Below are 13730 nucleotides of genomic sequence, written 5' to 3'. Positions count from 1 at the left end.
ATCATCTGGCTAATCTTCGCATCTGCTTATGCCAAGCAGTACAGGCGAAAGCCGGGCAGCCTGAGAGAGGAACCCGTTAGAGGGGGCTTCAGCTTCGCCCAACCCAATCCCCAGCCTATTACTTAGGCACCACCGCATAGCGCATACGCGCTTGTATGATCCCGGTCTTGCGGTTCAAGCCGCGCGCTTCCCTGTGTTTGTCGTAATACCGAGGATTCGGGATCATCGCGGCCAGTTTGGCCGCTTGATAACTGCTGAGGCCACCAGCACTGGTTTTGTAATAATGACGGGCAGCAGCCTCGGCGCCAAACACGCCGTTACCCCACTCGATGACATTGAGGTATATCTCGAAAATCCGCCGCTTGGTCATCATGCGTTCCAGCATCCAGGTAATGACAGCCTCTTCAAGCTTGCGCCAAGGGGTGCGCTTGGTGGAAAGAAACAGGTTCTTTGCCAGTTGCTGGCTGATAGTAGAACCGCCCGCGACGATACGCCCTTTTTGCCAGTTTTTCTCGTAGGCCTTTTGAATACCATCCCAGTCGAAACCTTCATGGTCTGTAAACTTGGCATCTTCAGACGCCACCACAGCCCGTTTAAGATTGCTGGAGATCTTGCGGTACTCTATCCACTGATGCTGCAATTTGGCATCCGGGTTGTCATCTCGCAAGGTTTGCAAGCTGGTACGCATAAAGGCGCTGGTGGAAGGGTTATGCTCCACCCACCAGCAAATATGCAGGAATATCCATAATTGATACAACACAACCAAGACTATCAACGCCAGTAACAGGCGCCACACTATGCGCTTGAGGTTCATGTGCGTAACTGCTTGATGACGGGTAATGTCAACGGGCGCACTTTACGCCAGCTGTAAAATGCTTCAGCTGCCTGCTCCACCAACATGCCTAATCCATCGGCAATGTTTGCCACCTTGTCTTGTCTGGCATAGGCCATAAAAGGGGTTTCTCGTCCATACATCATGTCGTACGCCAGGGCACTCTCTGCGAACAAGCCAGCAGGTAAAGTCATTTTTTCATTGCTGAGGCCGCTGGAGGTGGCATTGATCACCAGATCAAATGTTTGGCCAGCCAGCTCAGCAAAACTGCGCGCCTCGATCCGCAGCTCCCCATGTTGTTTTTGCGCGCGTGTCGCCATGGCGATGGCCTTGTCATGAGTGCGGTTGGCAATACATAACACAGCAGGCCCTTGCTCGAGCAAGGGATATAGCACTCCCTCTGCAGCGCCGCCTGCCCCAAGCAGGAGCACTCGCTTACCCGGCAAGACAAACTGCAGATTGTGCAGAATATCCTGCACCAAACCGATGCCATCCGTATTGTCACCCACCACACCATCAGGCAAGAACGAAAGCGTATTCACCGCGCCCGCATTTAGTGCACGCGCGCTCAGACGATCGGCCAGCGCATACGCCTCAAACTTGAAAGGCACAGTGACATTGGCACCTTGATAACCTTGGGCACGCAATTGGGCAACGGTTGCCGCAAAGCCATCCAACGGTGCCAGCACACGACTGTATTCAAGCGCCTGCCCGGTTTGTTTGGCAAAGGCCTGGTGTATCAGGGGTGATTGACTGTGTTCTACCGGATGCCCGATAACCGCATAATGATCCATCAGGCAGTCTCAGGCATTCGTCCAGGGCAAGCCTGCCGCTTTCCATCCATTGATGCGCCCACGCTGCTTGCTATCCGTCGTGGACTCACCCTCAAATCCTTCCAGAATATTGAAAGCCTCGGTATACCCTGCCTGCGTCGCCACCACAGCAGCGTTGTGCGAGCGTCCGCCAGTACGACACAGAAACATCACGAGCACTTCATGATCGACCTGCATATTGAGCTGTGAGAGAAAATCCGGGTTAGCCACCATGCCCGGATAGAACGCCCACTCAATATGGCTGGCTCCCGGCACACGCCCGACCAATTCCAGTTCGGCTCGGCTACGCACATCCACCAGCTTCGCCGCCGGTGCCAGCTCCAGCACTTTCTGCGCTTCCGCAGGTGTTAAGGCTCCCGCATACGGTAACCCGTTTTGCTCGGCACGTTGTCTGGCATTTTGTAAAATATGGTTCAAGGTTTCCATGGCGATCATCCTGACTACTGAAAGTGTTGAAAGTATAGCCTTAATTCACAGCCAAACGCTCACGCACCAAAGTTGTGCACAAAAACAGCAGAGAGCATCATTATGGTGCACAACAACCCTGTTCTCTTTTGTAAGCGTATGTGTGAAAATGATAATCTACATTTTTCCAATGGCACAGTTCCTGCTAGTGGAATGTGTCAAGCGTAGTGCTTAAACAACCTTCTTCATTCAGAAAAGAGCTAGGAGAATCAAATGGCGGTGGCCGACGTATTAAAATTGGTTAAGGAAAATGACATCAAGTTTGTCGATTTTCGCTTCACCGACACCAGGGGCAAGGAACAACACGTAACGGTGCCTGTTTCCCACTTCGACGAAGACAAATTTACTGAAGGCCACGCTTTCGATGGCTCCTCCATTGCTGGCTGGAAGGGTATTCAGGCTTCCGACATGCAATTGATGCCCGACCCTGACACTGCCAACATCGATCCTTTCATGGACGAGCCGACCCTGATTCTGACCTGTGACGTCATCGACCCTACCGATGGCAAGGGCTATGATCGTTGCCCACGCAGTCTGGCAAAGCGTGCTGAGGCCTATCTGAAGTCTACTGGTATTGGCGATACAGCGTTCTTTGGTCCAGAACCAGAATTCTTCATTTTTGACTCCATCAATTGGTCAGTAGACATGAGCGGCAGCTCGGTCAAGATCAACTCCGAAGAGGCTGCATGGGCTTCTGGTGAGAAGTTTGAAGGCGGTAACACTGGTCACCGTCCAGGCGTTAAGGGTGGTTATTTCCCAGTGCCTCCTATCGACTCCCTGCACGATATCCGCTCCGCAATGGTGATTGCTCTGGAAGAACTGGGCGTACCAGTTGAAGTACACCACCACGAAGTAGCCACTGCTGGTCAATGTGAAATCGGTACCAAGTTCAGCACTCTGGTTCAACGTGCTGACTGGACCCAGATCCTCAAGTATGTCGTACTGAATACAGCTCACGCATACGGCAAGACTGCGACATTCATGCCCAAGCCTATCTTCGGTGATAACGGCTCCGGTATGCATGTACACCAATCCGTATGGAAAGATGGCAAGAACCTGTTCGCAGGTAACGGCTACGCTGGCCTGAGCGATTTCGCCCTTTACTACATCGGCGGCATTATCAAGCACGCCCGCGCACTGAACGCCATCACCAACCCAGGCACCAATTCCTACAAGCGTTTGGTACCAGGCTTTGAGGCTCCAGTGAAGCTGGCATATTCTGCCAAGAACCGTTCCGCTTCTATCCGCGTTCCTTTCGTGCATTCCGACAAGGCACGTCGTATTGAAGCCCGCTTCCCTGATCCTACTGCTAACCCATACCTGGCGTTCAGCGCTCTGCTGATGGCTGGCTTGGATGGCGTGCAAAACAAGATTCACCCAGGTGAGCCTGCAACCAAGGATCTTTACCACCTGCCACCAGAAGAAGATGCAGCCATCCCAACCGTGGCCTCTTCCCTGGAACAAGCATTGGAAGCGCTGGACAAGGATCGCGAGTTCCTGACCCGCGGTGGCGTGTTCTCAGAAGACTGGATCAACAGCTACATTGACTTGAAGATGGATGAAGTCACCAAGCTGCGCCAGACTCCGCACCCAATCGAGTTCAGCATGTACTACAGCATTTAACTTGCTAAAGTAAGCATGATGCACTCTTAAAAAAGGCGGGATTTCCCGCCTTTTTTATTGCCTAATGGTTAGCAAAAATCGATCAAGTGCAGATTGCCTGCATGCTGGTTCTGCACTACACTGACTCGCATGAAAAAAACACCAATCCATTTGCTCATATGGCTCTCCTGCTTATCTCTAGCCCATATTGCATACGCCGATATTTATAAAAGCGTTGATGAGAATGGTCATATCACCTATTCCAATGTTCCCAGCAAGGGAGCAGCCAAGCTGGAAATAGATCCTGCGCCTCCGGCTAATACGCAGGCAAACAAACCCAAAGCTCAAGCCACTCCTAGCAATTTTCCGCGCGTGGATAGCCAGACCCAGAAGAAACGCGATGATCAGCGCAAAAAAATACTGATTGATGAACTCGAAGCCGAAAAGGAAGCGCTGGAAGAAGCCAGAAAAGCCTATGCCGAGGGTGAATCCAAACCAGAGGTGTACCGTGGTGCCAATGGAAAAACTTACCGCAACGTGGTCAAATTCGAGGAAAAAATGCAGCAGTTGCAGGCCAATGTAGATGCGCATGAGAAAAATGTGCAGCTTTTACAGAAAGAGCTAGACGCTTTTAAATAGCAAATCTGGCTGGCCTGGCTTTTGCTTATCATGAGCCATGGTACATACAATTCCCCCCTCCTTTGCCGGGCTTGAGCATTTAGCCACGGCTGTTATCCTGCTGGACCATGAACGTCATGTGGTTTACGCAAATCCTGGCGCAGAAGTCCTGTTTGCGATCAGCGCCAAACAGATTGCCGGCTTGCCCATTTCCCAGGTATTTCCAGGATCCGAGATCCTGGATTCGGCGGTTGAACATGCCATTGATCATCACAGCCCGTTCCGAGAACATGAGTTCCCCATTACAACCCTTCGTCAGCAATCATTTGCCGTCACTTGTACGGTGACCCCTGTCGACCTGAGGCCAGCCTGTCTTGTTCTTGAGTTTCAGCATATGGATCAGCAATTACGTATTGCGCGTGAAGAGCGCATGCTGATTCAACAACAAGCCAATGCAGAGTTGTTGCGAAACCTGGCACATGAGATACGTAACCCTCTTGGCGGTCTGCGTGGAGCGGCACAGCTACTGGAACATGAACTGCCACAAGTCAGCCTGCGCGAGTACACCCAGGTGATTATCAAGGAGGCGGATCGCCTGCAGTTGTTGATGGACAGGCTATTGGTGCCGCATCGCGTCCCTAAATACGAGCCCACCAATATTCATGAAGTACTGGAACGAGTGCGCAGCCTGCTACTGGCTGAATCACCCCGCGGCATCAATATCCGCCGCGATTACGACACCAGCCTGCCTGAACTGATAGGCGACAGAGAGAAGCTGATTCAAGCAGTGCTCAATATTGCCCGCAATGCGGTACAGGCGATGCAGAACACGCCTGGGATCGCAGCCCCTGAGATTATATTGAGAACACGGGCCGCACGTCAGGTCACGCTGGCGAAACAGCGTTATCGCGTCGCCATCAAACTGCAGATTGTAGATAACGGCCCTGGAATCACGCCAGAAATCCGTGAACGCATTTTTTACCCTCTGGTCTCTGGTCGCGAAGGTGGCACAGGGCTGGGACTGACGCTGGCACAAACATTCATCACGCAACACCACGGCATGATTGAATGTGAAAGCGAAGTAGGCAACACCTGCTTCACCATTTTGCTGCCTATTGAGAGTACTGCAATGAAGGCGTTTATTCCACGGCAATAAAGTATTGTGACATTCATCACTTTTCAATAAAAACAGACTTCAACGAACAGGCATACATCATGAAACCGATCTGGATCATAGACGACGACAAATCCATACGCTGGGTATTTGAAAAGGCCTTGGCGCGTACCGACATGGACTTCAAGACGTTCGCATCGGTACCAGAAGCACTGAACGCACTGTCCCGTGAAGAACCGCAGGTCGTCGTCAGCGACATTCGCATGCCCAATGGCTCTGGCCTGGATTTCCTGCAAGAGATCAAACAACGCCATCCTGAAATACCAGTCATCATCATGACCGCCTATTCCGACCTGGAAAGCGCCGTCGCTGCATTCCAGGGTGGTGCCTTCGAGTATCTGGCCAAACCATTTGATGTGGACCAGGCCATTGAAGTGATTCGTCGTGCCGTAGAAGAAAGCATGCGCCAAGCCATTGAAGTGGTAGCGCAAGAAGAAACGCCAGAAATCATCGGCCAGGCCCCTGCGATGCAGGAAGTATTCCGAGGCATAGGGCGCTTGAGCCGCTCGCACTCGACCGTGTTGATCAACGGAGAATCCGGTACCGGCAAAGAGCTGGTAGCCAGTGCACTGCACCGGCACAGCCCGCGCGCGGACAAGCCTTTTATTGCCATCAATACCGCAGCCATCCCCAAAGACTTATTGGAGTCAGAACTTTTTGGCCACGAGCGCGGCGCATTTACCGGTGCACAAGCTGCAAGGCGCGGCCGTTTTGAACAGGCCGATGGTGGGACATTGTTCCTGGATGAAATCGGCGATATGCCCTCAGACCTGCAAACCCGCTTGTTGCGCGTGTTATGTGATGGCCAGTTCTACCGGGTAGGTGGACATCAACCAGTCAAGGTCAATGTGCGTATTATCGCAGCAACGCATCAGGACCTTGAGGAGCGCGTCAAACTCGGCTTGTTCCGTGAAGACTTGTTCCATCGTTTAAACGTGATCCGCCTGCGCCTGCCTCCTCTGCGTGAACGCCGTGAAGACATTCCATTACTGGTGAAACACTTCTTGCAGCACAGCGCAAGTGAGCTCGGCGTGGAAACTAAACAACCCTCAGCCGCAGCCTTACGCTACCTAGCCACGCTAAGCTGGAGTGGCAATGTACGCCAACTGGAAAACGTCTGCCACTGGCTCACCGTGATGGCGCCTGGCCAAAATATTGATGTAGCCGACTTGCCTCCAGAACTCAAAGAAGATGCCACCAAACCAAGTGGCGCCACTTCATGGCAGGAGGCCCTGGGTTCCGAAGTGACTGATGCACTGAATCGTGGTGAACAGGAAATTCTTGAAAGTCGCACCCATGAGTTTGAACGCATCCTCATCACCAAGGCACTGCAACATACCGGCGGACGACGGATTGAAGCTGCTACGCAATTAGGTATGGGTCGAAACACACTTACCCGGAAAATTCAGGAACTGGGAATAGACGAATAGATTCACACCACACGTCACTCAGATAGGGGAAACTTAGTCCAATCTAACTTCATGTAACTCCGGGCCTATGCCCGGCGTCTCTCTATAATTAGCATAATTGCTGACAACAGATTGCGGCTCCATGCCGAAATGAAAGTGGGCGATGAGTCGCCGCTAGTCGGTAAATATCATAGTAAGGTAATTAACAGTGTCTAAATCAGGCAAGCTGATACGTCTGGTACTTAGGAGAAATGCTGAGAGCCATCAACAGCTATTTTTAAAGAAAAACCATCTTTTCAGGCAATAAAAAACGGCACCCTAGGGTGCCGTTTTTACGCTTACTGCATTCTAAGCTAAATCTTGCGATTTAAGTCCTAGAAGAACAGGATTGCGCCCAAGCTGATAGTCTTAGCCTTGCCGTCAATGTTACCAGCCAGGGAATCAGCTTCTACCTTTTGTTGCGCATATTCTGCAACCAGATTCAGACTCTTGGTCAGAGGGTGGTAAGCACCAACAATCCAAGATTTGTTCTCAAAATCTACACCTGGATTAACAGCTGCACCGTTGCTGTTGTCTGACTTGGAAATACCATATGACAGACCAAGTTTAGTACCAACGCCTGGCAACTTATATGTACCTTGTACATAACCACCCTTGTCATCGGACTTATTGCCGCCCAAGAATTGCAGACCGCCTAATTGTTGGCCAGTTTGCAGATCCAAGCCTTTACCATCGTAGTAGTAACCAACCAAACCGAAATCAGCAATATTGATCTTGCCACCAACGTCATAACCACGAGAAGTATAATCACCGGTTAATGTATTGTTATGCTTTTGTGAGATGAAACCAGCCCAAACCTTACCAGAAACATCACCAGTCCACTCATAACTAACCTTACCATCAACACCTAGCTTAGTTTTTTCTTCATCGCCAATTTGAGCAAGCTGATTACGCAAACCTTCACGAGCGGCTACAGCAAAACTGAAACCATTCCAGTTAGGAGATGCATATTGAATTTGACCGATCCAGTCAGCGTAAACATAACCGGAACCGATACGACCCAGTGTTGAGTTACCAGGACCACCGGCACCAACACCAACACCCAGCAACGTCATATCGGAAAGAATAGCATCAGAACCGAACAAACCAAGGTCACGACCAGCCTTGATAGTACCCCAGCTAGCGTCACCGAAAGTCAAGTAAGCTTGACGAATGTTGATAGAGTTACCATCACCAGCACGACTTTCACCACCATTTAATGGGGTTGCACCAGTTGTGCCGAAGCCGCTTTCACTGTTTGCACCAACGAAGAATGTAAACTGGAATGCAATGTCTAAATCATTTTGACGGGTCTTAGCACCAATACCCAGAGCTGATGGCAATAGACCAGTAGAAACTGAGTTCTTGCGGCCAATACCATCAAATGCATCACCAGAGAATTTTGTGTTTGTGTAGTAAGTATTAACGTTACCACCGATATCTACAGTCCAGTCACCTGCTGGAATGATGATACCTGCGTTTGCTGCAGAAGCACTGAATGCCAATACAGCGCCGGCAACTGCCAAGCCTAGTTTCTTGTTCATGTATATCTCCTAATGCGTTTTAGTTAGCTCTTGTGCAGTTTGTATCAACTACTTCAAGAGTATTTCGCTGACTTCTATTCAAAGAAGTTATGGGCAGTATGCCAAAGCCGCTTGAAAGACCGCAAGCAAAGATGTGGTTTTTTGATGATATGCCAGAATATGTGTTGTAATTTTGCAACAAACCAACAACTACGAAAGAGAAAAGTAATATGGCTGAATTAGTTATAACAACAAGCTAAAGCTCTCGCTCAGATTATTGAGAAGACACGCTGATACTCGCGGATGGCATAACGGTCTGTCATACCGGCGATATAGTCAGCAATGGCTCGTGCTTTATCTGGCCTGGTTATCGGTTGATATTCCGGAGGCAAAAGCCCGGCATCATTGATAAAAGCCCCAAACAATTCCCGAATAATGCGCTTGGCCTTGGAGGTCATGCGATTCACGCGATAATGCTGATAGAGGTTAGTCCGCAGGAAGCGCTTGAGTTCCAGTTGCTGTGCCTGCATGGATGCACTAAAGGCGATTAATGGCGGGAGGTGACGGATATCGTCAATAGTGTCAGGCTGATGCTGAGCAATATTCAGATTAGTCTGTTCGCATAAATCCACCACCAGGGTATGAATCATGCGGCGTACCGTTTCATGAATCAGCCTGCGTCCAGCCAGCGTGGGATATTTTTCGCGCACGACTGCCAGATGCTCAGCAAACACCCTGACTTCCGCTAATTGATCCAGCGTAATCAAGCCTGAACGCAAGCCATCATCGACATCATGATTATTGTAGGCAATTTCATCTGCCAGGTTGGCAACCTGTGCTTCCAGTGAAGGCTGCGTTTTTTGAATGAAGCGTTCACCGACGTTTCCCAGCATTTTTGCATTACTCAAAGAGCAATGCTTGAGTATGCCTTCACGTACCTCAAAGGTGAGGTTTAAGCCATCGAACTCGGCATAACGCTGTTCCAGATGATCAACAACACGCAAGGATTGCAAGTTGTGCTCAAAGCCACCATGTTCTCGCATGCAATCATTCAAGGCATCCTGCCCGGCATGGCCAAATGGGGTGTGACCCAGGTCATGCGCCAGCGCGATGGCTTCTATCAGATCTTCATGCAAACCCAGGTTACGTGCAATCGCACGTCCAATCTGGGCGACTTCCAGACTGTGGGTCAGACGGGTACGAAACAGATCGCCTTCATGGTTGACGAAAACCTGCGTCTTATACTCCAGGCGACGGAAAGCGCTGGAATGGATAATGCGATCTCGATCTCGCTGAAAATGGTTGCGTGTTGATGGGGCTGGCTCGTCATGCAGTCTGCCCAGACTCGCTGCGGGGTCAGCGGCGTATGACTTCAATTCAGTCATGCTGCCAGTGCCAGGGTCTGCCTTAGCATCTCTGCATCATAGTCACTGCTTACCACGGATTTCCCTATCCCCTGCTGCAACACCAGACGGATTTTTCCATCGACCACTTTTTTATCCAAGCCCATCAAATCAATATAACGCTCTACACCAAGATCTGGCGCCTGCACTGGCAGTTTTGCTTGTGCAAAAATGGTGGCGATACGCGTGATATCCGACTGATTCAACCAACCAAGACGGCGTGACAGATCCGCTGCCATCATGGTGCCGGCAGCAACTGCCTCGCCGTGCAACCAAACACCATAACCCATGGCATTTTCTATGGCATGACCAAACGTATGCCCCAGATTGAGCAACGCCCGCTCACCAGACTCACGCTCATCTGCCGCCACGACTTCCGCCTTGTTCTCACAGGATCGGTAAATGGCATAACTCATGGCCTCAGTATCCAGCGCCAGCAGCTTCTGCATGTTGGCCTCCTGCCAGGAGAAAAAGTCGACATCCCGGATCAGGCCATACTTGATCACTTCAGCCAGCCCTGCCGACAACTCGCGCTCAGGTAAGGTAGTCAGTGTGTCAAGATCGGCAAGTACTAACTGTGGCTGATAAAACGCACCGATCATGTTTTTGCCCAGCGGATGATTGATGCCGGTCTTGCCGCCGACTGAAGAATCGACCTGAGACAACAAGGTTGTGGGCACCTGAATGAAGGGCACACCGCGCAGATAAGTGGCAGCAGCATAACCAGTAAGATCACCAATCACACCGCCACCGAGTGCAATGACCGTGGTACTGCGCTCACATCGATTTTTCAACAACGCATCGTAAATCAGGTTCAGCGTGTCTGAATTCTTATACGCTTCGCCATCGGGCAGAATAATGGGAATGACCGAGACGCCAGCATCGCGTAACGGCTGGGAGAATTTTTCCAGATATAAAGGAGCAACCGTTGTATTGGTGACCACAGCCACCTGCTTGCGCTTGAGATAGGGCAATATCAGTTCAGCCTGGCTTAACAGATTATTGCCTATATGGATGAGGTAGGAGCGATCTCCCAGATTTACGTTTAATGTCTGCATATCACTTTTAGAGATGAGTAAGTTTCTGTTCAATCTGATGCACGATAGCACTGACGGGCTGTCCGCCGGTATCTACAATAATGGAAGCGACTTCCCGGTACAACGGATCCCGCTCTGCAAACAGCTGCTCCAACTTTTTCCGGGGATTATCCCCTTGTAGCAAGGGCCTGTTTTTATCATTGCGAGTGCGTAACCATAACTCATGCACATTGGCGCGCAAATAAATCACGATACCATTTTGTTTGAGGTTTTCCCGGTTTTCAGGCAATAAGACGGCGCCACCACCTGTTGCCAGGACGATATCAGGCATGGCAACAAGCTCTTCAATCACGCCTGCTTCCCGCCTGCGGAAACCATCTTCCTTTTCCACTTCAAAGATGACGGGGATATTCACACCGGTACGACGTTCAATCTCATGATCAGTGTCATAAAATGCTTTATCCAGGTGCTTGGCAATAATACGGCCTATCGTCGTCTTTCCTGCCCCCATCAACCCTACAAAAAAAATATTTCCTGCCATAAAAAATGCCCACCATTCGCATGGTGAGCATTTTAAGTGAATCCAGCGCTTATGTCAGATATGACTAGCGCACTGAAAGATTCTCATCCATTACTTTAGGCGTAATAAAGATCAGCAGTTCAGTTTTATCGCTTTGTTTCGTTCTGCGCTTGAAGACATTTCCAATAAAAGGAAGATCACCAAAAAAGGGCACCTTGTCTACGTCATTCCGCTCTGTCTGCTCATAAATACCACCCAGCACTGCGGTTTCACCATTAGCAACCAACACCTGGGTCTGCACGCGCTGCGTATCAATCGACGGTACATTGGCAAAGATTTGCCCGACTTTATCTTTTTTCACTTCCAGATCCATGATGATTTTTTCATCCGGCGTGATTTGAGGCGTGACTTCAAGACTAAGTGATGCATTCTTGAACTGAACCGCCGTGGCACCACTGCTGGTAGCTTGCTGGAACGGAATTTGTGTCCCTTGCTCAATAATTGCTTTTTGCTGGTTAGCGGTTGTCACGCGTGGGCTTGAAACAATTTTGCCGCGCTGATCGGTTTCCAAGGCCGAGAGCTCGAGGTTAAGCAAGAAGCCAGCGGGCAAGCGAAACAAGCTGAAAGCAAAGTTACCAAATGCATTGGCTACCGGCAGGTTCACGTTCAAGTCCTGCGCGCCATCAGCGCTGACACCCACCCCCACGGTCCCCGGAATAGAGGTGGTTGCCAATGTGGAAGAACCAACTCGATTGGCAATGGTTTCAGTGATCACGCCCGTGGTTGGATCTGTGGTCCGCTGCGTAATGGTATTGCCCAGGGTACCACTACTGCCGTAACGGGTATCGCCACTGGCCTGTTGCTTTTGTACCCCAAAGCGAGCGCCCAGGCTTCTGCCGAATTTTTCATCAGCAATCACCAACCGCGACTCAATCATGACTTGCTTGATGGGAATATCAATCTTGTTGATGATGTGCTGGATTTCTGCCAGATGCTTGACGGTATCCTGTACAAACACGGTGTTGGTTCTGGCATCCACCACTGCACTGCCACGCTTTGAAAGAATCTTTTGTTTGCTATCGCTAATAATGTTCTTGAACACTTCCGCCTTTTGGTAGCGCAAGGTGAACACTTCTGTCCGCATAGGCTCCAGCTCTTCAATTTGCTGACTCGCCTCCAGCATGAGCTTCTCCTTGGCCGCTACTTCATCAGAAGGAGCCACCCAGATGACGTTGCCCGTTTTACGCTGGGTCAGTCCTTTGCTGGACATAATGATATCGAGCGCCTGATCCCAGGGGACATCCTTCAAGCGTAATGTAAGGTTGCCAGTCACGGTATCGCTGGTGACAATATTCAGGCCGGTGAAGTCTGCGATCACCTGAAGCACGGAACGCACATCGATATTCTGGAAATTCAATGACAGCTTCTCACCAGCATATCCAGGTTTTGAGCCCTGCACCAACTTGTTGGGATCTTCAACCACAGGCCTGATATCAATAATAAAGCGTCTGTCAGCCTGATAGGCAGACTGCTCCCACAAGCCCTGCGGCTCAATAATCAAGCGTGTATTGTTGCCCTGCTTCATCGCATCGACATAAAGGACTGGTGTATTGAAGTTGATCACATTGAGGCGACGCTGCAACTTGGCTGGCAACTCAGTGTTGATAAAATCGACCACCACTGTTTTTCCTTGCTGGCGTATATCAATGCCAGCCGAGGCATCAGACAGATCGACCATGATCCGGCCTTCGCCATTTTTGCCACGCACAAAATCAATGTTGTTGAGGGTATGTAACTGTTCACCTGCCCTGGCTTCTGCAAAGCGCGATACTGCCCCGCTCGCAAGTCCATTCACCTCATTGGCCTGCAGGATAATGGTGGTTTCCTTGCCGTGCGTCGTGGTGTTATAGGCCACCATCTTGGCAAGGCTCAGCACCAGTCGTGTTCTATCCTTAGCCTGGGCAAGATTGACTCCCTTCAACACCCCCTGGCCTGCTTGCAGACTGTTCTTGCCCAGACCGTTACCGACAGCAGGAAAGTCGAGCGCTATTCTGGACGGGTTATTCAAGGTGAATCCGGCAGGTGGATTAGGAATGGGGTTTGTAGTCTGAATCTGAACCGCTACGCGCCCCCCAGACATTGCCACGAAGTCGATTTTTTCTATCTTATTGGCAAACTCTGTCTGATCATCCGCATATCCCGTCGACATCGATGTCATCAACGCCAGCACAACGGAAGAGAGGCTTGTGACCCATTTTATGATATTCATTTTTTC

Annotated in this window: 12 protein-coding genes; 4 read left to right on the top strand and 8 right to left on the bottom strand. The window is 50.4% G+C overall.

Going from position 1 to position 13730, the window contains the following annotated elements:
• Positions 1-118: 118 nt before the first annotated feature.
• From mtgA to LG201_RS12460, 3 genes are read right to left on the bottom strand one after another with little or no spacing between them, the layout of a single operon-like run.
• On the bottom strand, positions 119-814 hold the full coding sequence (gene mtgA / locus LG201_RS12470; protein WP_226772529.1) for a monofunctional biosynthetic peptidoglycan transglycosylase: 696 nt from the start codon (positions 812-814) through the stop codon (positions 119-121).
• Positions 811-1626, bottom strand: a complete 816-nt coding sequence (gene aroE / locus LG201_RS12465; RefSeq protein ID WP_226772528.1) for a shikimate dehydrogenase — start codon at positions 1624-1626, stop codon at positions 811-813. The genes mtgA and aroE overlap by 4 nt, the downstream gene beginning before the upstream one ends.
• A 9-nt stretch (positions 1627-1635) precedes the next feature.
• Positions 1636-2091 (bottom strand): rhodanese-like domain-containing protein, encoded by a 456-nt coding sequence (locus LG201_RS12460; RefSeq protein ID WP_226772527.1) that lies wholly within the window; start codon positions 2089-2091, stop codon positions 1636-1638.
• 252 nt (positions 2092-2343) lie between these two features.
• Here LG201_RS12460 and glnA point away from each other — a divergent pair, with 252 nt between their 5' ends.
• From glnA to ntrC, 4 genes are all read left to right on the top strand, one after another.
• On the top strand, positions 2344-3753 hold the full coding sequence (gene glnA / locus LG201_RS12455; RefSeq protein WP_226772526.1) for a type I glutamate--ammonia ligase: 1410 nt from the start codon (positions 2344-2346) through the stop codon (positions 3751-3753).
• A 129-nt stretch (positions 3754-3882) separates the two neighbouring features.
• Positions 3883-4371 (top strand): DUF4124 domain-containing protein, encoded by a 489-nt coding sequence (locus LG201_RS12450; protein WP_226772525.1) that lies wholly within the window; start codon positions 3883-3885, stop codon positions 4369-4371.
• 37 nt (positions 4372-4408) lie between these two features.
• Positions 4409-5506, top strand: coding sequence for a nitrogen regulation protein NR(II) (gene glnL, locus LG201_RS12445; RefSeq protein ID WP_226772524.1), 1098 nt, complete (start codon positions 4409-4411; stop codon positions 5504-5506).
• Between the two features lie 59 nt (positions 5507-5565).
• Positions 5566-6954, top strand: a complete 1389-nt coding sequence (gene ntrC / locus LG201_RS12440; protein ID WP_226772523.1) for a nitrogen regulation protein NR(I) — start codon at positions 5566-5568, stop codon at positions 6952-6954.
• Between the two features lie 353 nt (positions 6955-7307).
• Here the strand turns inward: ntrC and LG201_RS12435 are convergent, their stop codons facing one another.
• The 5 genes from LG201_RS12435 to pilQ all read right to left on the bottom strand — a co-directional run bounded on the left by LG201_RS12435 (position 7308) and on the right by pilQ (position 13724).
• The gene (locus LG201_RS12435) at positions 7308-8516 is read right to left on the bottom strand and encodes a porin (RefSeq protein ID WP_226772522.1); all 1209 of its coding nucleotides are present in this window, start codon (positions 8514-8516) and stop codon (positions 7308-7310) included.
• A 248-nt stretch (positions 8517-8764) separates the two neighbouring features.
• The gene (locus LG201_RS12430; protein ID WP_226772521.1) at positions 8765-9880 is read right to left on the bottom strand and encodes a deoxyguanosinetriphosphate triphosphohydrolase; all 1116 of its coding nucleotides are present in this window, start codon (positions 9878-9880) and stop codon (positions 8765-8767) included.
• Positions 9877-10956 carry a 3-dehydroquinate synthase gene (gene aroB, locus LG201_RS12425; protein ID WP_226772520.1) on the bottom strand — a complete coding sequence of 360 codons (1080 nt, stop codon included), beginning with the start codon at positions 10954-10956 and terminating at the stop codon, positions 9877-9879. The genes LG201_RS12430 and aroB overlap by 4 nt, the downstream gene beginning before the upstream one ends.
• Before the next feature lie 7 nt (positions 10957-10963).
• Positions 10964-11476 carry a shikimate kinase gene (locus tag LG201_RS12420; RefSeq protein WP_226772519.1) on the bottom strand — a complete coding sequence of 171 codons (513 nt, stop codon included), beginning with the start codon at positions 11474-11476 and terminating at the stop codon, positions 10964-10966.
• Between the two features lie 64 nt (positions 11477-11540).
• Positions 11541-13724 carry a type IV pilus secretin PilQ gene (gene pilQ, locus LG201_RS12415; RefSeq protein ID WP_226772518.1) on the bottom strand — a complete coding sequence of 728 codons (2184 nt, stop codon included), beginning with the start codon at positions 13722-13724 and terminating at the stop codon, positions 11541-11543.
• Between the last annotated feature and the right edge of the window lie 6 nt (positions 13725-13730).

This window comes from Methylobacillus gramineus, from assembly GCF_020532675.1.
In the GTDB taxonomy this organism is placed as follows: Bacteria; Pseudomonadota; Gammaproteobacteria; order Burkholderiales; family Methylophilaceae; genus Methylobacillus; species Methylobacillus gramineus.
Note: the sequence above shows the minus strand (reverse complement) of the source record. Positions and strands in the feature narration are given on the sequence as shown.